Genomic DNA, 24,848 nt, shown 5'->3' on the forward strand with positions numbered 1-24,848 from the left:
TCCTGCCGATTCCGGACCAATGCTGCGGGGGCTCAGCCGTTCAGCGCGGGGCCGGGCAATGCATTGGCGTCGTCGCCGGCGGCATTCACCGCGTCGAGGGTGAACAGTGCATGCGGCAGCCGCTTGAACTGGTCGGCCAGCTCCATCAGGAAGCCATTCATCGCCGAGCTGCGGCGCCAGATCATGGCGATGCGGCGGCTGGGACGACCTTCGCCGGTGAAGTCGAGCAGGCGGATGTTGTTCGAGCGCGGCACCGGCGGCTGCACCGACAGGCTGGGAAGCAGGGTGATGCCGACGTCGGCGGCGACCATCTGCCGCAGGGTTTCCAGGCTGGTGGCGCGGAACTCGGATTTCTCGTTGGCGCCGAACAGTCGACACACTTCCAGCGCCTGGTCGCGCAGGCAATGGCCGTCTTCCAGCAGCAGCAGCTTCTGCGTGGCCAGCTCCTGCACGTCCAGGTGTTCGCGGCGGGCCAGCGGATGGCGCCCGGACACGGCCAGCAGGAACGGCTCCTCGAACAGGAACTCGGCATGCAGCTGGTCGTCGATCACCGGCAGCGCCAGCAGCGCGGCATCGAGCTTGCCTTCGCGCAGGCGGTCCAGCAGCACGTCGCTCTTTTCCTCGACCAGCAGCAGCTCCAGCTCCGGGAAGCGTTCGCGGATGCGCGGGATCACATGCGGCAGCAGGTACGGGCCCAGGGTCGGGAAGATCCCCAGGCGCACCGTACCGGCTTCCGGATCGCGGCTGCGTCGTGCCGCTTCCTTCAGTTGCTCCACTTCGGACACGATCACCCGTGCGCGGGCCGCGGCTTCCTGCCCGGCCGGGGTCAGCATCACCTTGCGCGGCGCGCGTTCCACCAGCGGCAGGCCCAGCTCTTCTTCCAGCTTGCGGATCTGCGTCGACAGCGTGGGCTGGCTGACGAAGCAGGAGGCGGCAGCCCGGCCGAAATGCTTGTGGTCGGCCAGGGCTACCAGGTACTTCAGATCACGTAGGTTCATCCTTACACCCCAGGGGTAACGGACCGGCTGACGGCTTGGTTACCCGGCAGGCAGACAATGTTCCCGGTGATCTGGGAACGGTGGATCAGGCCGCTTCAGCAACGGCACCGCTGCTGTTGCTCACCGACGAGCGGATCAGGTGGTCGAACGCGCTCAGTGCGGCGGTCGAGCCAGCGCCCATGGCGATGATGATCTGCTTGTAGGGTACCGTGGTGCAATCGCCTGCGGCGAACACGCCCGGCAGGTTGGTTTGGCCACGGTCATCGATGACGATCTCGCCACGTGGCGAAAGTGCCACGGTGTCCTTCAACCACTCGGTGTTGGGCAGCAGGCCGATCTGCACGAAGATGCCTTCCAGCTCGACGCGGTGGGCATCGCCGCCGACGCGGTCCTTGTAGACCAGGCCGGTGACGCGGCTGCCGTCACCCAGCACTTCGGTGGTCTGCGCGCTGTTCAGCACGGTCACGTTGGCCAGGCTGCGCAGCTTCTTCTGCAGCACTTCGTCGGCGCGCAGGCTGGAATCGAATTCCAGCAGGGTTACATGCGACACGATGCCGGCCAGATCGATGGCCGCCTCGACGCCGGAGTTGCCGCCGCCGATCACCGCCACGCGCTTGCCCTTGAACAACGGGCCATCGCAATGCGGGCAGTAGGCCACGCCCTTGTTGCGGTACTGGTCTTCGCCCGGCACGTTCATCTGCCGCCAGCGCGCGCCGGTGGACAGGATCACCGAACGCGACTTCAGCACCGCGCCGTTCTCCAGTTGCACCTGCACCAGGCCGTCTTCACCGGCCGGCACCAGCGCGCTGGCGCGCTGCAGGTTCATGATGTCCACGTCGTACTCGCGCACGTGCTGCTCCAGCGCCGTGGCCAGCTTCGGGCCTTCGGTCTCCTTCACCGAGATGAAGTTCTCGATCGCCATGGTGTCCAGCACCTGGCCACCGAAACGCTCGGCGGCAATACCGGTGCGGATGCCCTTGCGCGCGGCGTAGATCGCTGCGGCCGCACCCGCCGGGCCACCGCCGACCACCAGCACGTCGAAGGCATCCTTGGCGGCGATCTTCTCGGCATCGCGCTTGCTGGCATTGGTGTCCAGCTTGGCGACGATCTGCTCCAGGGTCATGCGGCCCTGGTCGAACACTTCACCGTTGAGGTACACGGTCGGCACCGACATGATCTCGCGCTTCTCGACTTCGTCCTGGAACAGGGCGCCGTCGATGGCCACGTGCTGGATGCGCGGGTTGAGCACGGCGGCCAGGTTCAGCGCCTGTACCACGTCCGGGCAGTTCTGGCAGGACAGCGAGAAGTAGGTTTCGAACTTGAAGTCGCCCTCCAGGTTCTGCACCTGCTCGATCAGCTCGGCGGTGGCCTTGGACGGGTGGCCGCCGACCTGCAGCAGGGCCAGCACCAGCGAGGTGAACTCATGGCCCATCGGCAGGCCGGCGAAGGTCAGGTGGATGTCCTGGCCCGGGGTGCCAAGGTCGAAGGACGGCACGCGGCCCTGGCCGTCGCGCAGCACCTGCAACGAGATCTTGTCCGACAGGCTTTCCAGGGTCTGCAGCAGTTCCAGCATCTCCTGCGACTTGGCGCCGTCGTCGGCGTGCGCGGTGATCTGGATCGGGCGGGTCACGCGCTCCAGATAGGTCTTCAGCTGCGACTGCAGGTTGGCGTCCAACATCGGGTCATCTCCTGGCTTCAGGCAAACAGGGGGCGTGGCACCGCTGTAGAAGGTAGCGGACCAGCAGGGGGTAGGGGTGAACCCAAGACAGCGACCGTGGAAGGGGCTGGCTGGCCAAGGCGGGCGAGCATTGGCTGTCTTGGGTTCACCCCCACGCCGGCGGGGGGACCGGCACGGGGATGAAGGGCGCGCCGTGGCGTGGGGCCACGGCAGGCCGGTACTGCCTTAGATCTTGCCGACCAGGTCCAGCGACGGGGTCAGGGTCTTCTCGCCTTCCTTCCACTTGGCCGGGCACACCTGGTTCGGGTTGGCGGCGGTGAACTGGGCAGCCTTCAGCTTGCGCAGGGTCTCGGAGACGTCACGGGCGATCTCGTTGGAGTGGATCTCCAGGGTCTTGATCACGCCTTCCGGGTTGATGATGAAGGTGCCGCGCAGGGCCAGGCCTTCTTCCGGAATGTGCACGCCGAAGGCGTTGGTCAGCTGGTGGGTCGGGTCGCCGACCAGCGGGAACTGGGCCTTGCCGACGGCCGGCGAGGTTTCGTGCCACACCTTGTGCGAGAAGTGGGTGTCGGTGGTGACGATGTAGACCTCGGCGCCGGCCTTCTTGAACTCGGCGTAATGGTCAGCAGCGTCTTCGATCTCGGTCGGGCAGTTGAAGGTGAAGGCGGCCGGCATGAAGATCAGGACCGACCACTGGCCCTTCAGGGTGCTGTCGGAAACCTTGATGAACTCGCCATTCAGGTAAGCGTTGGCTTCGAACGGCTGGATCTGGGTGTTGATCAGGGACATCGTTATTCCTCTGGGTGAAGGGGAGTGGGTGAATCGACAGGAGCTAGGTTACCGATTCGCCATCGATAAGAACAATCCATTGATTGCATCTATTTGATAGATGGAGTCTATAAAAACGCAATGAGCAGGCACTGAACCTGACCGCATCCATCCTGCAAGTGCCTGTGTGACAAGGAAAATCTTCCCTGGCGGGTGAAGGCGGCCGATAGCTCTTCCTTATCCCGTCCGCTAGAACCTGAACGGATTCCGGCGTTCCGTAGCGTCGAGCTTGCTCGACGGCTTTCCCGGACCCGCCCGTCATCTCAATCAAAAGCAGTCGAGCAAGCTCGACTCTACAATTGCGGCATGTCCGTCAAAACCGAACCCTCCCTGCGCCAGGTCGTGGCCGAGGCCAGTGCCCGCCTGGGCGGCATCGAGGCCCGCCATGAGGCCGAACTGCTGCTGCTGCACGTGCTGGAGCGCCCGCGCAGCTGGCTGTTCGCACACGCTACCGATCCGCTGCCCGCCGCTGAACTCGCCACCTTCGAAGCGCTGCTGGCGCGTCGCGTGGCCGGTGAGCCTGTGGCCTACCTGACCGGCCGCCGCGGTTTCTGGACGCTGGACCTCGACGTCGATCCGGCCACGCTGATTCCGCGCCCGGAAACCGAACTGCTGGTGGAACTGGCGCTGGATCGCCTGCCACTGGACGGCCCGCTGCAGCTGGCCGACCTCGGTACCGGCAGCGGCGCGATCGCGCTGGCGCTGGCCAGCGAACGGCCGCAGGCGCAGGTGCTGGCCACCGATGCCAGTGCGGGTGCACTGGCGGTAGCCGCGCGCAACGCCGCGCGCCATGAACTGCACAACGTGCGCTTCGCCGAGGGCGGGCATGACTGGTACGCGCCGCTGCAGGGCGCGCGCTTCGACCTGATCGCCAGCAACCCGCCGTACATCGCCAGTGACGATCCGCATCTGCAGCAGGGCGACCTGCGCTTCGAACCGGCTACCGCGCTGGCCTCTGGCGTGGATGGCCTGGATGACATCCGCCGCATCGTCGACGGCGGCCAGGCGCACCTGCTGCCCGGCGGCTGGCTGCTGATCGAACATGGCTGGGACCAGGGCGAAGCGATCCGCGCGCTGTTCGAGGCGGCAGCATTCGCCGACGTGAAGACCGTGCGGGACCTGGAGCAGCGCGACCGCATCACCCTCGGCCGGCGACCGGCCTAGAATGGGGGTTCTCCTGCCCCGGCAGGGCATCACCCTGGAGCTGCAAGCATGCGTACGCTGTACCCCGCCATCACCCCTTACGACGTCGGCACCCTGAAGGTCGACGACCGCCACACGCTGTACTTCGAACAGTGCGGCAACCCGGACGGCAAGCCGGTGGTGATGCTGCACGGTGGTCCGGGCGGCGGCTGCAGCGACAAGATGCGCCAGTTCCACGACCCGGCCAAGTACCGCATCATCCTGTTCGACCAGCGCGGTGCCGGCCGATCCACCCCGCACGCCGACCTGGTGGACAACACCACCTGGGACCTGGTTGCCGATATCGAAAAACTGCGCGAGCACCTGAAGGTCGATCGCTGGCAGGTGTTCGGCGGCAGCTGGGGTTCGACCCTGGCCCTGGCCTATGCCCAAACCCACCCGCAGCGCGTGACCGAACTGGTGCTGCGCGGCATCTTCATGCTGCGCCGCTGGGAACTGGAGTGGTTCTACCAGGAAGGCGCCAACCGCCTGTTCCCGGATGCGTGGGAGCATTACCTGAAGCCGATTCCGGCCGTCGAGCGCCACGACCTGATCTCGGCCTTCCACCGCCGCCTGACCAGCGACGACGAAACCACGCGGCTGGAAGCGGCCAAGGCGTGGGCGGTGTGGGAAGGCGCGACCAGCTTCCTGCACGTCGATGATGACTTCATCAACAGCCACGAAGACCCGCATTTCGCCCTGGCCTTCGCCCGCATCGAGAACCACTACTTCGTCAATGGTGGCTTCTTCGAGGTGGAAGACCAGCTGCTGCGCGACGCGCACCGCATCGCCGACATCCCGGGTGTGATCGTGCACGGCCGCTACGACGTGGTCTGCCCGCTGGCCAATGCCTGGGACCTGACCAAGGTCTGGCCGAAGGCGAAGCTGGAAATCACCCCGGCCTCGGGCCACTCGGCGTTCGAAGCGGAGAATGTGGACGCGCTGGTGCGCGCCACCGATGGTTTTGCCTGATCGGTAGTGCCGGCCGCTGTCCGGCAAACCTGAGACGGTTGAATTCCTGGAGGTGCCGGCCAGCGGCCGGCGCTACCACTCCCCGGCCAGCAGCGCGTCGGCCAGTATCTGCAGCTTCGGTGAGTGCTGGCGCGAAGGCGGGTAGATCAACGACAACGCACGGCTGCGGCCTTCGAGCGGCTGCAGCACGCGTTGCAGGCGGCCATCGGCCAGCGCGTCGGCCACCGCGAAATCCATCACCTGCACGATGCCGATGCCGGCGATCGCCGCTTCCACCAGCGGATCACCGCTGTCGAACACCATCCGCGTTGGTGGGGTGAACTCACGCAGTTGCCCGTCCTGCAGGAACTGCCAATCCACCAGGCGGCCGCTACGCAGGTTGCGCACCGCCAGGCAGGCATGATCCTGCAGCGCGGCCACATCGAGCGGCGAGCCACAGCGCTCCACGTACTGCGGGCTGGCCACGGTCACCCAGCGCAGCGGACGCAGGGGACGCGCGACGATGCGTTGGTCGGCGATGACGCCGGTGCGCAGTGCGGCATCGAACCCTTCTTCGACCAGGTCGACCAGACGATCGCTGAGCACAGCCTCCACCTGCAGCTGCGGATGCTGCTGCAGCAGCGGCGCCAGCAGCGGCACCAGCACCTTGCGCCCGAACATCGACGGTGCGCTGATCTTCAACGTGCCCGAGGGTGTGCACGGGCGGTCGGCCAGTTGCCGCTCGGCGTCGTCGAGGCCGGCCAGCAGGGGCGAGACCTGATCGACGAACTGGCGACCATCCGGGGTCAGTGCCACGTTGCGGGTGTTCCGCTGCAGCAGCTTCACCCCCAGCGTGGCTTCCAGCCGGCTGATCGCGCGCGACAGCCCGGACTGGCTCAGGCCGAGCTGGCCGGCAGCGACGGTGAAGCTGCGTGCCTCGGCCACCTGTACCAGCATGCGCACGGCATTGAGGTCCATCGGGGCTTCATTCATGCCGAAAATCATGACAGATATGGTGGATTGGGGGTTTATTGATTCGGCTGCATCAATGAGACTGCGCTCCCCCACCGCGCCAGACTGCCGATGCCTCCCCTCAAGTACCCGCGCTGGGCGCTGACCCTGCTGGCCACTGCCCAGCTGATCATCGCCCTGGATGCCACCATCATCTTCGTCGCCCTGCATGACATGGGCCGCGCGTTGCAGATCAACGCGCAGCAGCTGCAATGGGTGGTCAGTGCCTACACCGTGGCCTTCGGCGGCAGCCTGCTGCTGGGTGGGCGTGCCGCCGACCTGATCGGCCGCCGCCGTTTCTACCGGCTGGGCATGCTGTTGTTCGCGCTGGCCTCGCTGCTGGGCGCGCTGGCGCCGAACGCCACCCTGCTGATCATCGCGCGCGCGGCGCAGGGCATCGGCGCTGCATTGTTGTTCCCGGCCACGCTGGCGCTGATCAACACGCTGTACGCGGAAGGCCCGGTGCGCAACCGCGCGTTGGCGATCTGGAGCATGGCCAGCGCGGTCGGGTTGGCGTTGGGCACGTTGCTGGGCGGGGTGCTGACCCAGGCGTTCGGTTGGCCGGCGGTGCTGGCGGTGATCGTTCCCCTGGCCACGGCGTGCGCGGTCGCGGCCGGCGCGTGGCTGCCGGCCGATGGCGCACGGGTGCAGGGCCGTTCATTCGACCTGGCCGGTTGCCTCACCGTCACTGCCGGCGGCAGCCTGCTGGTCACCACCCTGGTGCAAGGCCCGGAGTGGGGCTGGACGGCACCGGCCACGCTCATCTGCCTGCTGCTTTCAGCCGTACTGTTGACGGTGTTCGTACAGATCGAAAAGCGCAGCCGTGACCCGCTGATGCAGTTTTCGCTGTTGCGCCTGCCTGGCCTGCGTGCGGCCCTCGGCCTGACCTTCGCGTTCATGAGCAGCTATGGCGTGCAGTACTACTTCCTGGCGCTGTACTTCCAGGACGGCTACGGCTGGAGCCCGCTGCAGGCCGGGATGGCCTTCCTGCTGCCGACACTGGTGTGCACCTTCGGCATCCGTATTGCCGAACGCATGCTGCGGTGGCGTTCGCCACGGCATGTACTGGCCGGGGGATTCGCCGCCGGCGCCATCGGTATCGCTGCGGTGGCGCTGGCGATGCCGCATGGCGCCGGCTACTGGCCGCTGCTGCCGGGCATCGTGGTGCTCAGCGTGGGCCAGGGCATGAGCTGGACGGCGATGTGGATCGTGGCCGGGCAGGGCGTGCCGGGGCCGCAGCAGGGTGTGGCATCTGGCATGGCCGCCACCGCACAGCAGATCGGCGGCGCGTTGGGACTGGCGGTACTGGTGATGGTCGCCAACGCCGCGCGCGGCACGCAGGCAGCAACCAGTCCCGATGCCCTGCAGGGCATGGTCAATGCACAGTACGGCGCCGCGCTGTTCGCCATGCTCGGCGTGGTGATCGCGCTGGGCCTGCGCCCGGCAGCGGTAGCGGTCGTGCCGGCCGCTGGCCGGCAAACGCATTGATCTCACTACCCTGACGTTGCCGGCCAGCGGCCGGCACTACCCGCCGTGGGGTAGATCCACGCCATGCGTGGATAGGGTCATGCCAGGGCCAGCAACTGCGGCTGCAGCGCGCTGAAGATCCGCGCCAGCCGCTCGGCCCATGCCTGTTGCCCGGCGGCATCGGCAATCAGGTCCTGGCGGATTTCCAGCTCTACATGCACCAGGCCGCGGCCTTCGCCATGCACCGGCACTGCGTAGTCACTGGTGCTGCTCACCGAGTACGGTTCGTTGTCACCCACCACCAGGTCGCCTTCGTCGCGCAGCGCCTGCAGCAGTGCATGCGCAAATCGCGTGTCCTGGTGGTACAGCACGCCGGCCTGCCACGGCCGCTGCATGCCGTTCATCACCGGGGTGAAGCTGTGCATCATCACCAGCAGGGTGGGGCGGGCGGCATTGCGGCGTGCGTCCAGTTCGGCGTCGATGCGTGCATGGTAGGGCGCGTGGATCGCATCGATGCGCTGCTGCCGCTGCGCCGCCGACAGCCCGGCGTTGCCCAGCACCCTGGTGTGGTCGCTCACTTCCGGGATCAGCGTGGGCGAGGCCAGCGGGCGGTTGCAGTCGATCAGCAGCCGCGAATAGGTCTGTTCGATCGCCCAGGCATCGAGCCGTTCGGCCAATGCGCGGGTGGTGCCGGCAATGCCGATGTCCCAGCCGATGTGGCGGTCCAGTTCGGCCTGCGGCAAGCCGAGGCCGGCAAGGGCACGCGGCACCTGCTGGCCGGCGTGGTCGGCCAGCAGCAGGAACGGCGAGGCGCCCTGCGGCTGGTGGATCGTGTAGAGCGCCGGGTCGTCGGCACCCAGCAACGCCGGCAGCGCGTGCAGATCGGCGTCAGCCACGCGCGCGCCCGTCCAGGTGGTGCTCGATCATCCACAGGCCGGCCCACAGCTTGGCATCCAGCTCGTAGCCTTCGCCCATTTTCTGCACCAGCCACGCCGCGGCCTGCGCGCGCGGAATCTCGTGCACGGTGATGTCCTCGCTGTCATCGCCGCCGCCTTCGCCGATCCGGCGCAGGCCGGTGGCGCGTACGAAGGCGATCTTCTCGCTGCTGGCACCGGAGGAGGTCGGGCCGATCATCAGCACTTCGGCGTGATCGGCGGTCCAGCCGGTTTCCTCTTCCAGCTCGCGCACGGCCGAGACTTCGATCGACTCGCCGGCATGGATGTCGCCGACCAGGCCGGCCGGCATCTCGATGGTGGGTGCCTGCAGTGGCACGCGGAACTGTTCGACGAACAGCACCTTGTCCTCGGGGGTGACGGCGATGATGATCGCCGCCAGGCCACCGGCATGGGTACGTTCGCTGTATTCCCAGGTGCCGCGCACCAGCATGCGCTGGTACTTGCCTTCATAGACGACACGCGGGGCTTCGGTAGTGCGCTGGCTCATGCGGGCTCGCTGTGGATGGGAAGAGGGTCGGCCAGGCCGGCGGCATCGAACAGCCGGCGGCGGGTCATCGGGCCGAAACGCAGGGTCTGGCACAGGCCACCGAGCAGCTCCGGGTCGGCGGCCTGGCGCAGCAGTCCGGGCTGGCTGCCTTCCAGCGGCGCATCCAGCGCGATGGTGGTCAGCTGGCGCCACAGCAGGGCGTGCTCGCGCTGCTCGCGCAGGCGCACCGCCATCTGCGCGGCGCCGCGCAGGCGCAGGAACGGCACTTCGTCCAGGCGTTCGTACAGCGCATCCATGCTGCCGAAGTGCGCCAGCAGCACGGCGGCGGACTTGCTGCCGACACCACTGACGCCGGGAATGTTGTCCACCGCATCGCCGCACAGCGCCAGATAGTCGGCGATCTGGTGTGCATGCACGCCATGCCGCGCCTTGACGCCGGCCACGTCCCAGCGCTGGTTGCGCGCGTAGTCCCACTGCTCGTCGTGTTCGAGCAGCAGCTGCGACAGGTCCTTGTCGGCGGAAATGATCACGCCACGATGGCTGTGCCGGTGCTGGTGCAGGGCGCTGCCGATCAGGTCATCGGCCTCGTAGTCATGGTGGGCCAGCACCACCAGGCCCAGCGCGGCGCAAAGTGCCTTGCAGTGCACGAACTGGCGCTTCAGTGCTTCCGGGGCCGGGTCGCGGTTGGCCTTGTAGGCCGCGTACAGGCGGTGGCGGAAGCCGCTGTCCAGCGCTTCGTCGAAGGCGATGGCGATGTGCCGCGGGCGCTCGCGCTCAAGCAGGTCCAGCAGGAAGCGGGCAAAGCCGTGCACGGCGTTGGTCGGCCAGCCCTGTGCATCCTGGAACTGGTCCGGCAGCGAGTGCCAGGCGCGGAACACGTAGATGCTGGCATCAACCAGGTACAGCGAGGGCGCCGGTGCCGGCAGGGTCATGCTGGCGGCGTCCAGTCGCGCAGCAGCGCCGCAGGGTCGGGGCGCTCGCGCTCGGGAACCTCGGCCTTCGGAGTACCGATGTGGATGAAACCCGCGATGCTTTCGCCCGCGGCCAGGCCCAGGTGGGCCTGCACGGCGGGGTCGAACGCCATCCACGCGGTCAGCCACTGGGCGCCGAAGCCCAGCGCCTGTGCCGCCTGCAGCAGGGCGAAGCAGACGCAGCCGGCGGTCATCAGCTGCTCCTGCTCGGGCACCTTCGGGTCCGGGCGCGGGCTGGCCACCACCACGATCACCAGCGGCGCGTGGCTGAAGCGCTGGCGGTCCTTCTCGAATACCGCCTCGCCGGCATGCGGGTCGCGCTGGCGGCTGCGTTCGACCAGGAAGTCGCCCAGAGTGTGACGTGCATCGCCGGCGATCTTCAGGAAGCGGAACGGCACGCGCTTGCCGTGGTCGGGCACGCGCACCGCCGAAGCCAGCATCCGCTGCAGGGTGGCCGGGTCCGGTCCGGGCTCGCCGAGCTGCCGCGAGGGCACTGAGCGGCGGGCATCCAGGGCAAGCAGGGCGGCGGGGTCGGGCATGGAGTCTGAACCGGTCATCACGGGTGTTTGATTATAGTCGGGGTGGTCAACGACGCCGTTTGTGTCGCGTCCGGCCTTTGAATATCAAACTGTGATGAACGTCATGCCACTGGCGGGAAACGGACGGCCGCTTCCCCTCGCCTCGCAGGCCTTGCACGGCTTACGATATCTATCTTGCCGGGCCGCCGGTCATGAGGTTTGAAGTGAGGACTGTTTCACTGTCCGCGACGGGCTGGCCGGCCTACCATCGACGTACCGGTGCATGGGGTGTGCCGGCCGTCGCGATGTCCATGCTGTCTGTCGTACCAGAGAAGGTGGGGAGCCTTCCCGAATGATGAGCGTGCCCACACCGATGGGATCGCCGGGGCGTGACCCGGCCCAGCTCCAGCGTGCCCGGGACATGGTCCTGCCGGCGCTGTGCCAGGCCTTCGGGGCCGCACTGGCGCGGTTCGACGATGCGCTGTTCGACCGGGCCGGCAATGCCGGTTCGTCGCAGCTGCTGTTCCTGGATGCGATGCGTGAACTGCGCCGCCGCCGCGAGGATATCGCGGCCGCCTTTGCGGGCCATCTGCAGCGGGCCTGGGAGGCGCTGGCCAGCGGTGAACCGCTGTCGGCCGAAACGACCCTGTCCGGCCCGGCCGAGGACGGCCTGAGCCTGTTGGCGGAACATGTGCTGGAATCGCGGCTGGCGGTGCGCAACTTCGCCACCGTGCTGCTGCGTGACTTCAAACCGGTGCTGGCGCGGCTCGACCGCCGACTGGGCCGGCTGATCGGTGGCAGCGAACTGGATGCCGATCACAACCCGATCAGCCCCGAGCACCTGGGTGTCGCCATCCACGAAGCCTTTGCCGGCTGTGAACTGGCCCCGGAAGTGCACCTGGTGCTGATCAAGCTGTGCGAGCGTGACCTGCGCGCACCGGTCGGCCGCATCTACGAAAAGCTCGACGAACAACTGGCTGCGGCCGGCGTGATGTCGCAGATGGGGGCGCCACGGCGTCCGCCGTCGGCCGCGCCCGACCCGCGCATGGCCTCGGCCCTAGACGACCTGGTGGAACAGCGGCAGGGCGCGGGCTTCGACACTGAGTTCGGCGATGACGAACAGGCCGCGCCGGCCTGGGCACAGCGCTTTGCCGCGCGCTGGTCCGAGCGGCGTGGCCACATGCAGCAGCACCTGCCGGGCGAAGACAGCGGGACTGGCGAGGCCTACGCCGGCCAGCAGGGCATGCTGCTGGAAGCGCTGCACGAACTGCTGCAGCAGACCCGCCACGTACGCGAGGATGCGACGTCGGCCGCGCAGGTGGCGATCGGCCAGCAGCGTCCGCTCAGCCAGCGCGAGATGATGTCGGTGTTGTCGCTGCTGCAGGCCACGCCCAGTGCGACGCTGCGTGCAGCGATCGGCGAGGATGGTGAATCATTGGCGCAGCGCCTGAAGAGCGAGGTGCTGTCCAGTGCCACCCGCCTCGGCGTCGATCCGGGCCAGACCCGGCTGGACCCGCAGGACGAAGATGCGATCGACCTGGTCGGCATGCTGTTCGATGTGATGCTGGACGAGCGCGAACTGGAAGGCCGCTCGCGCGAGCTGATCGGCCGCCTGGTGGTGCCGTTCGTCAAGGTCGCGATGCTCGACCGCCGCATGTTCGTGCAGAAGACCCACCCGGCCCGCAAGCTGCTCAATTCGCTGGCCGAGGCCTGCGAAGGCAACACCGGCGAGAGCCAGGCCGAGCGCATGCTGATGGCCAAGGTCGAGGAAATCATCGAGCGCCTGGTGGCCGAGTTCAACGAGAACCTGGCGATCTTCCTGACCCTGGAAGAAGAATTCCGCGAGTTCCTGGTGCAGCATCGCCGCCGTGTGGAAATCGCCGAGCGCCGTGCCGCCGAGACCCAGCGCGGCCAGGAAAAGCTGGAGATGGCCCGCAGCCGTGCCGGGGCGGAGCTGGATCGCCGTATCGGTGACGCCACTTTGCCGCCGGCCATCGCCGAGTTCCTGCGCCAGCCGTGGCAGCACCACCTGACCCTGGCGCTGCTGCGCGAGGGCGAGGAGGGCGCGTCGGTGGCCGAGGCCCTGGGCCTGGGCGACGGCCTGCTGGAGGAAGTGGCCGAGGCCCGCCGCCAGATCGTCGGCAAGCCGTGGCTGCAGGCCTGGCAGCCGGCGCTGGCCAAGGTGTTCGCCAGTGTCGGCGTACATGGCGACGCGGCGACCGGCGCCATCGACGCCCTGCATGACACCCTGCAGGGCATTGCCGAGTCCCGGCCGGAGCTGCAGCGCGCGCTGCCGGAGCTGCCGCAGGTCGCACTGCCGGCACCGCCGGTGGCCGAATCGCCGGCAGTGGAACTGGGAGGCCAGATCGATGCCGATGACTTCGACAATGCCGACGCCGATCGCTTCCGTCGCATGGAAATCGGCAACTGGCTGGACTTCGTCGACAAGGACGGCAAGGTCCAGGCCGGCAAGTTGTCCTGGGTCAGCCCGATCTCTTCGCGCCTGCTGTTCGTGAACCGCCGCGGTGTGCGCTTCTGCGTGGCCTCGCCGGAAGAGCTGGCGGTGATGGTGCGGCTGGGCCGCCTGCGTGCCCACGTTGACGATGGCGCCTTCGACAGCGCGATGCAGGGTGTGATCGATCGATTGGACCCGGGCAGCGCCACCCTGCATTGAGCGGGGCCGCCTGCTAGGATCGGGAAAACTCACCGATCAGCGGGGACCTGCATGGCCGTGGCGTTGCTGGGGATCAAGGAGACCGCGCCGGGCGAACGGCGTGTGGCGCTGACGCCGGAGACCGCGCGCAAGCTCGGTGCCCTGGGCATCACCGTCTGGTACGAAAGCGGTGCCGGCCTCGCGGCGGGTTTCACCGATGCCGCCTATGACGATGCCGGTGCCCGTGCGTTCGATGCACAGCGCTGGGGCGAGATCGACATCCTGCTGTGCGTGCAGGCACCGCCTGCGGGGGTGCTGGAAAAGCTCAAGCCGGGTGCCAGCGTGGTCGGGTTGCTGACCCCGGCCAGCGATCCGGCCCTGGCTGCACTCGCTGCCGACGATCGTCTGCACCTGTTCCCGCTGCAGCAGCTGCCGCGCACCACCCGCGCGCAGGCGATGGACGTGCTCAGTTCGCAGGCCGGCATGGCCGGCTACAAGGCCGCGCTGATCGCCGCCGAACGCGCGCCGCGCTTCTTCCCGATGCTGACCACCGCCGCCGGTACCGTGCGGCCGGCCAAGGTGCTGGTGATCGGTGCCGGCGTGGCCGGGTTGCAGGCGATTGCCACCGCGCGCCGGCTCGGCGCGCAGGTGGAGGGCTTCGACGTGCGCCCGGAAACCCGCGAGCAGATCCAGTCGCTGGGTGCGCGCTTCCTCGACCTGGGCGTGAGCGCGGCCGGCGAGGGCGGCTATGCGCGCGCGCTCACCGATGAGGAGCGCGCCGAACAGCAGCGCCGCCTGGCCGACCATCTGCGCGGCGTCGATGTGGTGATCTGCACGGCGGCAGTGCCGGGGCGCCCGGCACCGACCATCGTGACCGCGGTGATGGTGGAGGGCATGGCCACCGGCAGCGTGATTGTCGATCTGGCCGCAGAGAGCGGCGGCAACTGCGCGCTGACCCAGCCAGGGCAGTGCATCGAGCATCAAGGGGTGACCATCGATGGCCCGCTGGGCCTGGCCAGTCGTGGTGCGACGCAGGCCAGCGAAATGTATGCGCGCAACCTGCTCAACTTCGTCGCGCTGTTCGTGCGCGAGGGCCAGCTCGGCTTCGATTGGGAAGACGAACTGCTGGCGAAGACGCGCTGGCAGTCGTGAATGACGTGGGATCAGATCCCTTTGCCGCTGGCAAAGGGATCTGATCCCCGCTATCCCGAAGGCTTACCGTGGCTTCGCCGGCGGCGGGTTGTCGCGCACCCAGTCCTTGCGCTGTTCCGGCGTCATCTGCGACCAGCGCTCACGCAGGGCTTCGCGCTGCGCAGGTGGCATGTCGCGCATCTGCCCGAACAGGGCACGCGCCTGTTCGCGCTGTTCCGGGCTCATGTGCTCGAAGCGGCGCAGGCCACGACGGGCCTTGTCGCGCTCCTCCGGGCTCATCGACTGCCAGCGCTGGCCATGCGAGAGCATGCGCTGGCGCTGGCCGGCATCGGCGCCGTTCCAGCGGTCGCGCAGCGGTGCCAGCAGGGATTCGCGCTGGGCTTCACTCAGCTGTTCCCACGCCGGCAGGGGCGCGGCCGGCAGGGCGCGCGCGGCAGGAGCGTGCGCGGCGCTCTGCGCCAGCGCCGGGACGGCCGGCAGCAGTGACAGGCTCAACAACAGCGGCAGGATGTTCAAACGGGGCATGGCTTCACTCCATCGCCAGGTCGGTATCGCCCAGCCACAGGTACAGATCGGGATTTTCGTCGTACAGCGCGCTGTTGTCTTCCACCGAGGCCAGCACCGGAGCCGGTGCCGGGCCCGCCAGGGGGCCGTGGCCGCTGAACTGCAGGCCGATACCCAGCGCGACCACCAGCGAACAGGCACTGGCCAGCCACCAGCGCCAGCGCCCGCGATGGGCCGCCGTGGCGCCGTGGCGGGCCAGGCGCAACCGGGCCAGCGTGGCCGGCGACAGCGCCTGCAGCGACTGCGCATGCAGGCTGCGCAGGGTGTCATCGGAAGGCAGGGAGCGGTTCACGGGTGGGTCTCCAGATAGTCCTGCAGCGCCTGCCGGGCGCGTGCCAGATGGGTTTTTACCGCGCCTTCGCTGCAGCCCATGGCGCGGGCGGTGGTGGCCCCGTCCAGGTCCTGCAGCACGCGCAGGGTGAAGGCCTCGCGCTGGCGCGCAGGCAGCGTGCGCAGTGCCTGCACCAGCTGCTGGTACTGCTGGCGCTGCTCATGCGCCTGCGCCGGGTCCGGGCCGGGGTCGGCCCAGTCGATCTCGCCCCCGTCGGCGTCCTGGTTGTCGCGCCAGAACGGCAGGCGGAAGCGGCGCCGGCGCTGCAGGTCGATCACGCGTCGGCGCAGGATGCTCCAGAACAGCGGCGCCCACTCGGCGGCCGGCTTGTCGGCATAGTCCAGCATGCGCATCAGTGCGTCCTGCACCGCATCCATGGCGTCTTCGCGCTGGCGCAGGCCGGCCTCGGCGAAGCGGAACGCACGCGGGCCGACGCTGGCCAGGAACGCTTCCAGCGACGCCGGCAGGGCATCGGTCTCGGCGCTCGGGGGGACGGGGCTGCTCACCAGCACAGGGTACGGTTCCTCGCTCGGGGTCACCATCGACAACGCGTGAGCGTCGCTTCGGTTGACGCGGGGTACGCGCCGGGTTCAGCCCGTGGTTATGATGGGCCGACGAAGACAGAGCGGGAGCGTTGCCAGTGAGTGACGGGTTCGTAGCGCTGTACATCTTCATGCTGGCGGCCATTGCCGGCCACGTGATCATTTCGCGGGTGCCGGTGATCCTGCACACCCCGCTGATGTCGGGTTCCAACTTCATCCACGGCATCGTGCTGATCGGTGCGATGGTGGTGCTGGGGCATGCGCAGACGCCGCTGGAAAAAGCGCTGGGCTTCCTCGCCGTGGTGCTCGGCGCCGGCAACGCCGCCGGTGGCTACGTGGTCACCGTGCGCATGCTGGAAATGTTCAAGCCGAGCGCGCCAAAGGGCGTCAAGGACGAACCGAAGGAGCCGCAGGCTTGAACATCAGCACCGTCGAACTGCTCGACTGGCTGGTCAAGGCCAGCTACCTCGTCGCCGCTACGCTGTTCCTGCTGGGCCTGCAGCGCATGGCCTCGCCGCTGACCGCACGCAGCGGCATCCGCTGGGCCGGGCTGGGCATGCTGCTGGCCACGGTGGCGACCTTCTTCCTGCCCGAACTGCACAACGTGCCGTTGATCCTGGTGGCGCTGCTGCTCGGCGCGGGGCTGGCCTGGTGGTCGGCCGGCAAGGTTGCCATCACCGACATGCCGCAGATGGTGGCGCTGTACAACGGCATGGGTGGCGGTTCGGCCGCGGCCATCGGCGCAGTGGAGCTGCTGCGCTATGCCTTCCTGGCCCACCGTGACACCACGCACTGGAGCGAGCAGGCACTGGCCGACCTGGCCGCGCGCCAACCGTCGGGCACGGTGTTGCTGCTGGCGGTGGTGGGTGCGGCGATCGGCGCGGTGTCACTGTCCGGCTCGGTGATCGCTTGGGCCAAGCTGGATGGCCGCCTCGACAAGCGGGTGACCTGGCCGGGCCAGCAGGTGATGAACCTGGTGGTGGCGCTTGCGGTGGTGGTGCTGGCGATCATCGCCGCCACCACGCTCAGCACCTGGGCGATCGTCGCCTTCTTCGTGCTGGCGCTGGCGCTGGGCGTGTTGATGACGCTGCCGATCGGTGGCGCCGACATGCCGGTGGTGATCTCGCTGTACAACGCGTTCACCGGCCTGGCGGTGTCGTTCGAAGGCTATGTGCTGGGCAACGAGGCGCTGATCATCGCCGGCATGATGGTCGGTGCGGCGGGCATCCTGCTGACGCGGTTGATGGCCAAGGCGATGAACCGGCCGATCCGCAATGTGCTGTTCTCCAACTTCGGTGGCGGGGCCGGGGGCGAGGCGCAGGCGATCTCCGGTTCGCAGAAGCCGATCGAAGCGGCCGACGTGGCCGCGATGATGGCCTTCGCCGAGCGCGTGGTGATCGTGCCCGGCTATGGCATGGCGGTCGCGCAGGCGCAGCACAAGATCTGGGAACTGGCGCAGCGGCTGGGCCAGCGCGGGGTGAAGGTGAAGTTCGCCATCCATCCGGTGGCCGGGCGCATGCCCGGGCACATGAACGTGCTGCTGGCCGAGGCCGGTGTGCCCTATGACCTGATCGCCGACATGGATGACATCAACCCGGAGTTCGCCAACACCGACGTGGTGCTGGTGATCGGTGCCAACGACGTGGTCAATCCGGTCGCGCGTACCGATCCGGCCAGCCCGATCTACGGCATGCCGGTGCTGGACGTGGTCAACGCGCGCAATGTAGTGGTGATCAAGCGCGGCAAGGGTACCGGCTTTGCCGGCATCGAGAATGCGCTGTTCTACGCCGACAACACCCGCATGCTGTACGGCGATGGTGCTGAAGCGGCGGCCTCACTGGTAAGTGAACTGAAGGCGCTCGACGGCGGGCACTGAAGGCCGGGTCGGATCCGCGGGGGCGGTAGGTGCGGACCCTGGTCCGCACGCTTCTGCCGGCCAGCGGCCGGCACTACCTGCCGGTACGATCAGCGCGCCAGCCAGGCGCCGACGATCACGGCCACGGCCAGCCACAGCCATTCCATCGCGCCATTGGCCAGGGTGATCAGGGTCCAGGCCAGGTGCGGACCCATGCGCAGGCTGGCGTCCCACAGGCCCAGCCCGATCGAGCCGCCCATCCAGGCGCTGGCGATGGTCCAGTTGGCCACGGCGGCGACCAGCAGCGTGCCCAGCACGACCAGCGCGATGCGCAGGCGGCCCGGCCCCAGCGTGCCCATGCGCAGCATGAACACCAGTTCCAGCGCGGTCAGTACCGCCATCCAGCCGACCTGCCGACCGGTCATCAGCGCCAGCACCATCCAGGCAAGGGGAGCAACAACCAGGCCCAGCAACAGCATGAAGGGCCAGAGCCAGGTCACGGTCCTGGCACGCGCGGCATTGGAGGACATCGAAGCTCCCAGAAGATCGCCCACAGGATACTGTGGTTTGCCGCAGTGCACCGGCGGTGGCAGGACGGCTGGGCTAGAATGCCGTCTTGCGTGGCCTCGGCCACGGCCCCATATCGGTCCCCATGTATTCCCGTAGCAGCGAACCTGTCCACTTCGAACGCGATTGCGAGGCCGTGATGGTCCCGCAGGGCGATACCGTGACCCTGCCCGCCGGCAGCTATGGGTACATCACCCAGGCGTTGGGTGGCAGTTATTCGGTGTTCGTCGAGGGCAACCTGTTCCGCATCGCCGGCAAGGACGGCGACGCCATCGGCAAGGAGGCCCCGGCACCGCTGGAGCTGCCCGCCGATGCCACCGATGAACAGGTGGAACAGCTGGTGTGGCAGCAGCTTCGCACCTGCTTCGACCCGGAAATTCCGGTGAACATCGTCGAACTGGGCCTGGTCTATGAGGTCGAGATCAAGCACCTGGACGAAGGCCAGCGCGAGATCGACGTGAAGATGACCCTGACCGCACCGGCCTGCGGCATGGGTGACATCCTGGTCGATGATGTGCGCAGCAAGCTCGAAATGATCCCGACGGTGGCCGAGGCCGACGTCGAGCTGGTATTCGACCCGCCGTGGAACCAGCACATGATGTCCGAAGCGGCGCGGCTCGAGACCGGCATGCTTTGACCCACGGCCCGCAGCGACGCGGGCCCGGCACTACCCGCAACCAGAACAGGAAATCTCCGGTGTCCCAGTCCATTCCCAGCTTCGCCGTCACCCGTTCGGACCACCCGCGCAGCGCTGAAGAGCGCGCCCAGATCCTGGAGAAGCCGGGCTTCGGCCTGCACTTCACCGATCACATGGTGGAAGTGCGCTGGGACAAGGATGCCGGCTGGCACAACGCCAACGTGCGCGCCTACGGCCCGCTGCAGCTGGACCCGGCTGCAGCCGTGCTGCACTACGGCCAGGAAATCTTCGAAGGCATCAAGGCCTACCGCCACGCCGACGGTTCGATCTGGACCTTCCGCCCGGATGCCAACGGCCGTCGCCTGCAGCGTTCGGCGCAGCGCCTGGCGCTGCCGGAACTGCCGGTGGAGATCTTCGTTGAATCGCTGAAGCAGCTGATCGCGGTGGACAGCGCCTGGGTGCCGTCGGCCGACGAGTCCAGCCTGTACTTCCGTCCGTTCATGATCGGCGACGAAGCCTTCCTCGGCGTGCGCGGCGCGCACAAGGCCGGCTACTACGTCATCGCCAGCCCGGCCGGCCCGTACTTCGCCAAGGGCGTGGCCCCGGTATCGATCTGGCTGTCCACCGAGTACGCGCGTGCAGCCAAGGGCGGCACCGGTGCGGCCAAGTGCGGTGGCAACTACGCCGCCTCGCTGCTGCCGCAGCAGAAGGCGCAGGCCCAGGGCTGCTCGCAGGTACTGTTCCTCGACCCGGTCGAAGGCAAGTACCTGGAAGAACTGGGCGGCATGAACGTGTTCCTGGTCTACAAGGACGGCACGCTGGTCACCCCGGAGCTGTCCGGCAGCATCCTTGAGGGCATCACCCGCGAGAGCATCCTGCAGCTGGCGCGCGACCGCGGCATGAAGGTCGAGGAGCGCAAGGTCAGCATCGACGAGTGGAAGGACGGTGTGGCCTCCGGTGCGATCAGCGAAGTGTTCGCCTGCGGCACTGCGGCGGTGGTCACTCCGATTGGCCAGTTGAAGGGCGAGGGCTTCTCGGTCGGCGACATCAACGCGCCGGCCGGCGAAGTGACCATGTCGCTGCGCAAGGAACTGACCGACATCCAGTACGGCCGTCTGCCGGACCGCCACAACTGGCTGGTCAAGCTGGGTTGATTGCCCGCAGTGAACGGTAGCGTCGAGCCAGGCTCGACCGCGTTCCCGGAAAGCCCGTCCCCCGTGACGGGCTTTCTGCGTTATGGGGCCGCCGGATCGCTGCCGGAATTGGTTGACGCAAATAGGTTTGCAGTGCAAACTTAATTCAAGCGCCCCCGATGGAGCATGTCATGCAGCAGCCATCCGTCATCGACCCTTCCTCGCGCCTGCAGGCGCTGACCCGTGAATACTCGCGGTACTCGCGAAGCGCCGGCGGCCTGTCGGCGATGGCTGGTGGCGTTGCCTGCCTGGCCTCTTTCCTGGCCGGCGTCCTGTTGCCGACCACCCTGGCGCTGCGCATCGTGCTGATCGCCATGCCCGTGCTGTGGATCGTCGGCAAGCAGTGGCTTGCGCGTCGCTACTACCAGCGGCTGGGCCAGGTCGAGGAGCAGGTCACGCCGGTCGAGCGCAATTTCCAGCGATTCTTCATCGCCTTCACCGCGCTGGTGAGCGTGCTGGTGGTCGGCAGCGTGCTGACCCGCCTGGCCCCGATGGGGGAGCGGCCCTGGGACCTGCGCGCACTCGGTTACCTCGGGGTGGTGGCGATGCTGCCCTGGGTGGTGTGGCGTTGGCTGCGTACTCCCCTGGAGTTCATCGTGGGCGTGTTCCTGATGTGCCAGGCCGCGCTGGCCTTCACCGGGCAGACCTATGGGTTCGGGCCGAGCACCGCCGTGTTCCCGCTGGCGTCCATCGCGCTGATCGTCGTCGGCTGGCGTGATCACCAGCGCTTCCTCCGCCTGCAGGCCGAGATGCGCATGTTCGTGGCGGGGCGGGCACACCCCGAATGAGCAGATTGCCTGATGCCCGCACGCTGCTGCAGCTTGATCGCCTGATCCACGAACCGGCACGCCTCCTGATCCTGTCGATCCTGGCCGGCGCCGAATCGGCCGAGTTCGGTTTCGTCGAGCATCTCAGTGGCCTGAGCAAAGGCAATCTGTCCAGCCATCTGAGCAAGTTGGAGGCGGCCGGGCTGGTTGCCATCGACAAGACGTTCCGGGGCAAGCGTCCCCTGACCACCCTGCAGCTGACGCCGGTGGGGCGACAGGCCCTTACCGAGTACCGCACGCAGCTGGCGGCAATCGTCGCCGGTATTCCCGTTCCGGATCGCAAGGAGCCCTGACATGACATTGCTTCCACGCCTGATTGCAGTTCTGGTTCTCGCCCTTCCAGCCTTCGGCGGCAGCGCCGCGACGAGCGATCCGCGCCAGCAGGGGGCGGCGTTGACCACGCAGTTCTACGAGGGACACATCGACGCCCTGTGGGAGCGGATGACGCCGCAGATGCAGGCGGCGCTGCAGTCCAGGCAGAACCTGGTGGCCCTGCGAGAGCAGGTGATCTCCGGCTGGGGGGCGGAAACGGAAGTGGTCAGCGAGAAGGTTGGCAGCGCTGACGGAAACGACACCTATCTGCGCCAGGCTCGTTTCGAAAAGCGCCCGGGCATCGTCCAGGTGCTGTGGGCACTCGACGCCGAGGGGCGGATCAGCGGCTTCTACATCCGCCCCGAACAGTCCTCGCCCCCACAGGCTGCGGCCAGCCGGTTCCTTGACTACACCACCCGCACGCGGCTGCAACTGCCGTTCGCCGACGAGTTCTTCGTGTTCTGGGGTGGGCGCAGCATCGAACAGAACTACCATGCGGCCCACGCCGGCCAGCGCTTCGCGCTGGACCTGCTGATGGTCCGCGAGGGGCGATCGCACCGCGGCGACGGGCTGCGCAATGAAGACTACTTCTGCTTCGGTCGCCCGATCCTCGCGCCTGCCGACGGCACCGTGGTTGAGGTGGTCGACAGTGTTGCCGACAACGTGCCTGGCCAGATGAATGCGGCGCAGCTCACCGGCAACCGGGTCATCCTCGACCACGGCAATGACGAGTACTCGGTGCTGGCGCACCTGCGGCAGGGCAGCGTGCGCGTCGCACCGGGGCAGAGGGTCCGCAGCGGAGCGCGTCTGGCTGACTGTGGCAACAGCGGCAATTCCTCCGAGCCGCACCTGCACTACCAGCTGCAGGCAGGGCCTGTATTCGGTGTTGGCGCGGCGCTGCCGGCGCAGTTCTCCGATTACCTGGCCGATGGCCAGCCCGTCGCGCGCGGTGAGCCGGTCAAGGGGCAGCATGTTCGTCCCGCCGGTGGTGCGCAGGCACAGTAGCGCTGTTCCCTGAAGCACATGCGTGATGGCCGTTGCGATGCCGGGCGGCCGTCGCCGTTGGTGAGCGGACGCCGATGTCGGCAAAGTCATGCGTGGACATGACATCTCCCAGTCAGGGCTGTGCAGGGCGCGCGAAAGTTCCTTCACCTTCACAAACCCTCGACCCGTAAAGTCTCAGATCAGACATTTCATCTTGCTGAAAAGACGCTGAAAATCTTGTGGTGTCCGGTTTTGGTCATTAGCGTCATCTGCACGGCGGATCAAAAGGGGGATCCGCTGACTCGCCGGACTTCGAACCTCGCCAACGCAAGCCAGCCCACGGTTCGGGCCGGTGTTTCTGCCGATTCCGGCATTCACACCACTAGAAAGGGAAATACGATGTCCCAGGTAACGCAACCGCGTGTGCGTCGAGTGTGGGTGGTCCTTGGTGCGTCCGTTCTGTCATCGCTGCTGCTGGCCACGCCTGCGCTGGCCGGTGACGTCCAGCTCAGCGGCCTGCAGTCCGCGCCGACGCACCAGCGCTTCATCGTGAAGTACCGTGACGGCAGTGCGCCGGTGGCCAACACCACCGCACTGGCCTCTTCGCTGAAGAGTGCCGCCGCAGGCCTGGCCAGCAGCCAGGGCCGCGCGCTGGGCCTGCAGGAAGTGCGCAAGCTGGCCGTCGGCCCGACCGTGGTCAGGACCGATCGTCCGCTCGACCAGGCCGAATCCGAGCTGCTGATGCGCAAGCTCGCTGCCGACCCGAACGTGGAATACGTCGAAGTCGACCAGATCATGCGTGCAACGCTGACGCCGAACGACACCCGCTTCAGCGAACAGTGGGGCTTCGGCACCTCCAACGCCTCGATCAACGTGCGGCCGGCCTGGGACAAGGCGACCGGCACCGGCGTCGTGGTGGCGGTGATCGATACCGGCATCACCAACCATCCCGATCTCAACGCCAACATCCTGCCCGGCTATGACTTCATCAGCGACGCAGCAATGGCGCGCGACGGTGGTGGCCGCGACAGCAATCCGAACGACGAAGGCGACTGGTACGGTGCCAACGAGTGCGGCCCGGGCATTCCGGCCTCCAACTCCAGCTGGCACGGCACCCACGTCGCCGGCACGGTGGCGGCGGTGACCAACAACAGCACCGGCGTGGCCGGCACCGCGTTCAACGCCAAGGTCGTGCCGGTCCGCGTGCTCGGCAAGTGCGGTGGCTACACCTCGGATATCGCCGATGCGATCGTCTGGGCCTCCGGTGGCACCGTCAGCGGCGTGCCGGCCAACGCCAATCCGGCCGAGGTCATCAACCTCTCGCTGGGCGGCGGCGGCAGCTGCTCGTCCACCTACCAGAACGCAATCAACGGTGCGGTCGGCCGTGGCACCACGGTGGTGGTGGCCGCTGGCAACAGCAACACCAACGTGTCCTCGTCGGTGCCGGCCAACTGTGCGAACGTGATCGCGGTGGCCGCGACCACCTCGGCCGGTGCGCGTGCCAGCTTCTCCAACTATGGTGCCGGCATCGACATCTCCGGCCCGGGCCAGAGCATCCTGTCCACCCTCAACACCGGCACCACCACGCCGGGCAGCGCCACCTACGCCTCCTACAACGGCACCTCGATGGCGGCGCCGCACGTGGCCGGTGTGGTTGCACTGATGCAGTCGGTAGCGCCCAGCCCGCTGAGTCCGGCACAGGTCGAGAGCATCATCAAGAGCACCGCACGTCCGCTGCCCGGTGCCTGCTCGGGTGGTTGTGGCGCGGGCATCGTCAACGCCGATGCCGCCGTTGCTGCGGCAATCAACGGTGGTGGGCCGAACCCGGGTGGCAACGTGCTGCAGAACAACGTGCCGGTGACCGGCCTGGGCGCCGCGACTGGTGCCGAGCTGAACTACACCGTCGCGGTTCCGGCTGGCAGCACCCAGCTGCGCGTGGCGATCAGTGGCGGCAGCGGTGATGCTGACCTCTACGTGCGCCAGGGCAGTGCCCCGACCGATACCACCTACACCTGCCGCCCGTACCTGAGTGGCAACAGCGAAACCTGCACCATCAACAGCCCCGCTGCCGGCACCTGGTATGTGCGGGTCAAGGCGTACAGCACCTTCTCGGGCCTGACCCTCAACGCCCAGTACTGAGCCCAAGTCCCTCTCCATGGGCACGCCCCGGCTCCGGCCGGGGCG

At 67.7% G+C, this 24,848-nt stretch carries 25 protein-coding genes; 13 read left to right on the forward strand and 12 right to left on the reverse strand.

Translation table 11 applies throughout. The annotated features are described in order from the left end of the window. Positions 1-32: 32 nt before the first annotated feature. The 3 genes from AC5P7U_RS19300 to ahpC all read right to left on the reverse strand — a co-directional run bounded on the left by AC5P7U_RS19300 (position 33) and on the right by ahpC (position 3,465). On the reverse strand, positions 33-998 hold the full coding sequence (locus tag AC5P7U_RS19300) for a LysR substrate-binding domain-containing protein (protein WP_004154319.1): 966 nt from the start codon (positions 996-998) through the stop codon (positions 33-35). Between the two features lie 85 nt (positions 999-1,083). After that, positions 1,084-2,676, reverse strand: coding sequence for an alkyl hydroperoxide reductase subunit F (gene ahpF, locus AC5P7U_RS19305; RefSeq protein ID WP_495221365.1), 1,593 nt, complete (start codon positions 2,674-2,676; stop codon positions 1,084-1,086). 225 nt (positions 2,677-2,901) lie between these two features. Beyond that, complete coding sequence (ahpC, locus tag AC5P7U_RS19310) at positions 2,902-3,465, reverse strand: alkyl hydroperoxide reductase subunit C (protein WP_004144811.1); 564 nt, start codon at positions 3,463-3,465, stop codon at positions 2,902-2,904. A gap of 345 nt (positions 3,466-3,810) precedes the next feature. Here ahpC and prmC point away from each other — a divergent pair, with 345 nt between their 5' ends. Together prmC and pip are read left to right on the forward strand one after the other, a co-directional pair. Next, positions 3,811-4,668 carry a peptide chain release factor N(5)-glutamine methyltransferase gene (gene prmC / locus AC5P7U_RS19315; RefSeq protein ID WP_308308772.1) on the forward strand — a complete coding sequence of 286 codons (858 nt, stop codon included), beginning with the start codon at positions 3,811-3,813 and terminating at the stop codon, positions 4,666-4,668. 48 nt (positions 4,669-4,716) lie between these two features. Further along, complete coding sequence (pip, locus tag AC5P7U_RS19320; RefSeq protein WP_004154323.1) at positions 4,717-5,658, forward strand: prolyl aminopeptidase; 942 nt, start codon at positions 4,717-4,719, stop codon at positions 5,656-5,658. A gap of 72 nt (positions 5,659-5,730) precedes the next feature. On the opposite strand, the gene AC5P7U_RS19325 is transcribed toward pip, so the two are convergent. Further along, entirely contained in the window at positions 5,731-6,615 is an 885-nt protein-coding gene (locus AC5P7U_RS19325) for a LysR family transcriptional regulator (protein ID WP_197565136.1), read from the reverse strand. Positions 6,616-6,720: 105 nt separating this feature from the next. On the opposite strand from AC5P7U_RS19325, the gene AC5P7U_RS19330 reads away from it, so the two are divergent. Continuing rightward, the gene (locus AC5P7U_RS19330) at positions 6,721-8,136 is read left to right on the forward strand and encodes an MFS transporter (protein ID WP_414554910.1); all 1,416 of its coding nucleotides are present in this window, start codon (positions 6,721-6,723) and stop codon (positions 8,134-8,136) included. A gap of 77 nt (positions 8,137-8,213) precedes the next feature. Here the strand turns inward: AC5P7U_RS19330 and AC5P7U_RS19335 are convergent, their stop codons facing one another. The 4 genes from AC5P7U_RS19335 to AC5P7U_RS19350 are packed head-to-tail and all read right to left on the reverse strand — an operon-like array spanning position 8,214 to position 11,068. Next, positions 8,214-9,011 carry an N-formylglutamate amidohydrolase gene (locus tag AC5P7U_RS19335; RefSeq protein ID WP_495221367.1) on the reverse strand — a complete coding sequence of 266 codons (798 nt, stop codon included), beginning with the start codon at positions 9,009-9,011 and terminating at the stop codon, positions 8,214-8,216. Further along, positions 9,004-9,558 carry an NUDIX hydrolase gene (locus AC5P7U_RS19340; protein ID WP_308308775.1) on the reverse strand — a complete coding sequence of 185 codons (555 nt, stop codon included), beginning with the start codon at positions 9,556-9,558 and terminating at the stop codon, positions 9,004-9,006. The genes AC5P7U_RS19335 and AC5P7U_RS19340 overlap by 8 nt, the downstream gene beginning before the upstream one ends. Next, positions 9,555-10,490 carry a 5'-3' exonuclease gene (locus tag AC5P7U_RS19345; protein WP_308308776.1) on the reverse strand — a complete coding sequence of 312 codons (936 nt, stop codon included), beginning with the start codon at positions 10,488-10,490 and terminating at the stop codon, positions 9,555-9,557. The genes AC5P7U_RS19340 and AC5P7U_RS19345 overlap by 4 nt, the downstream gene beginning before the upstream one ends. Next, positions 10,487-11,068, reverse strand: a complete 582-nt coding sequence (locus AC5P7U_RS19350) for a nitroreductase family protein (RefSeq protein WP_065428689.1) — start codon at positions 11,066-11,068, stop codon at positions 10,487-10,489. Before AC5P7U_RS19350 ends, AC5P7U_RS19345 begins: the two co-directional genes overlap by 4 nt. 331 nt (positions 11,069-11,399) lie before the next feature. Here AC5P7U_RS19350 and pacR point away from each other — a divergent pair, with 331 nt between their 5' ends. Then, positions 11,400-13,721, forward strand: a complete 2,322-nt coding sequence (gene pacR / locus AC5P7U_RS19355) for a PacR family protein (RefSeq protein ID WP_308308778.1) — start codon at positions 11,400-11,402, stop codon at positions 13,719-13,721. Between the two features lie 51 nt (positions 13,722-13,772). Further along, entirely contained in the window at positions 13,773-14,852 is a 1,080-nt protein-coding gene (locus AC5P7U_RS19360; RefSeq protein ID WP_004154332.1) for an NAD(P) transhydrogenase subunit alpha, read from the forward strand. A gap of 63 nt (positions 14,853-14,915) precedes the next feature. On the opposite strand, the gene AC5P7U_RS19365 is transcribed toward AC5P7U_RS19360, so the two are convergent. From AC5P7U_RS19365 to AC5P7U_RS19375, 3 genes are read right to left on the reverse strand one after another with little or no spacing between them, the layout of a single operon-like run. Then, the gene (locus AC5P7U_RS19365) at positions 14,916-15,377 is read right to left on the reverse strand and encodes a DUF3106 domain-containing protein (RefSeq protein ID WP_197564573.1); all 462 of its coding nucleotides are present in this window, start codon (positions 15,375-15,377) and stop codon (positions 14,916-14,918) included. 4 nt (positions 15,378-15,381) lie between these two features. Beyond that, complete coding sequence (locus AC5P7U_RS19370; protein ID WP_197564572.1) at positions 15,382-15,708, reverse strand: hypothetical protein; 327 nt, start codon at positions 15,706-15,708, stop codon at positions 15,382-15,384. Then, the gene (locus AC5P7U_RS19375; RefSeq protein ID WP_164138354.1) at positions 15,705-16,289 is read right to left on the reverse strand and encodes an RNA polymerase sigma factor; all 585 of its coding nucleotides are present in this window, start codon (positions 16,287-16,289) and stop codon (positions 15,705-15,707) included. The genes AC5P7U_RS19370 and AC5P7U_RS19375 overlap by 4 nt, the downstream gene beginning before the upstream one ends. Positions 16,290-16,387: 98 nt before the next feature. On the opposite strand from AC5P7U_RS19375, the gene AC5P7U_RS19380 reads away from it, so the two are divergent. Together AC5P7U_RS19380 and AC5P7U_RS19385 are read left to right on the forward strand one after the other, a co-directional pair. Beyond that, positions 16,388-16,708 carry an NAD(P) transhydrogenase subunit alpha part 2 gene (locus tag AC5P7U_RS19380; RefSeq protein ID WP_004154336.1) on the forward strand — a complete coding sequence of 107 codons (321 nt, stop codon included), beginning with the start codon at positions 16,388-16,390 and terminating at the stop codon, positions 16,706-16,708. Then, the gene (locus AC5P7U_RS19385; RefSeq protein ID WP_004154337.1) at positions 16,705-18,165 is read left to right on the forward strand and encodes an NAD(P)(+) transhydrogenase (Re/Si-specific) subunit beta; all 1,461 of its coding nucleotides are present in this window, start codon (positions 16,705-16,707) and stop codon (positions 18,163-18,165) included. Before AC5P7U_RS19380 ends, AC5P7U_RS19385 begins: the two co-directional genes overlap by 4 nt. 89 nt (positions 18,166-18,254) lie before the next feature. On the opposite strand, the gene AC5P7U_RS19390 is transcribed toward AC5P7U_RS19385, so the two are convergent. Next, positions 18,255-18,674: a hypothetical protein gene (locus tag AC5P7U_RS19390; protein WP_049457537.1), complete on the reverse strand. Its 420-nt coding sequence runs from the start codon at positions 18,672-18,674 to the stop codon at positions 18,255-18,257. Positions 18,675-18,796: 122 nt separating this feature from the next. Between AC5P7U_RS19390 and sufT the strand changes: the two genes are divergently transcribed. The 6 genes from sufT (at position 18,797) to AC5P7U_RS19420 (ending at position 24,803) form a co-directional block, all read left to right on the forward strand. Then, positions 18,797-19,348 carry a putative Fe-S cluster assembly protein SufT gene (gene sufT, locus AC5P7U_RS19395; RefSeq protein ID WP_004144911.1) on the forward strand — a complete coding sequence of 184 codons (552 nt, stop codon included), beginning with the start codon at positions 18,797-18,799 and terminating at the stop codon, positions 19,346-19,348. A 59-nt stretch (positions 19,349-19,407) separates the two neighbouring features. Next, on the forward strand, positions 19,408-20,502 hold the full coding sequence (locus AC5P7U_RS19400) for a branched-chain amino acid aminotransferase (protein WP_004154341.1): 1,095 nt from the start codon (positions 19,408-19,410) through the stop codon (positions 20,500-20,502). A 170-nt stretch (positions 20,503-20,672) separates the two neighbouring features. Then, complete coding sequence (locus AC5P7U_RS19405; protein ID WP_004154342.1) at positions 20,673-21,329, forward strand: hypothetical protein; 657 nt, start codon at positions 20,673-20,675, stop codon at positions 21,327-21,329. Beyond that, complete coding sequence (locus AC5P7U_RS19410; protein ID WP_004154344.1) at positions 21,326-21,661, forward strand: transcriptional regulator; 336 nt, start codon at positions 21,326-21,328, stop codon at positions 21,659-21,661. The genes AC5P7U_RS19405 and AC5P7U_RS19410 overlap by 4 nt, the downstream gene beginning before the upstream one ends. A 1-nt stretch (position 21,662) precedes the next feature. Further along, on the forward strand, positions 21,663-22,685 hold the full coding sequence (locus AC5P7U_RS19415) for a M23 family metallopeptidase (protein ID WP_308308780.1): 1,023 nt from the start codon (positions 21,663-21,665) through the stop codon (positions 22,683-22,685). 378 nt (positions 22,686-23,063) lie between these two features. After that, positions 23,064-24,803 carry a S8 family peptidase gene (locus tag AC5P7U_RS19420; protein WP_004154346.1) on the forward strand — a complete coding sequence of 580 codons (1,740 nt, stop codon included), beginning with the start codon at positions 23,064-23,066 and terminating at the stop codon, positions 24,801-24,803. Positions 24,804-24,848: the final 45 nt, after the last annotated feature.

The sequence above is a fragment of the Stenotrophomonas sp. YJH_SMC_57 genome, from assembly GCF_059369755.1.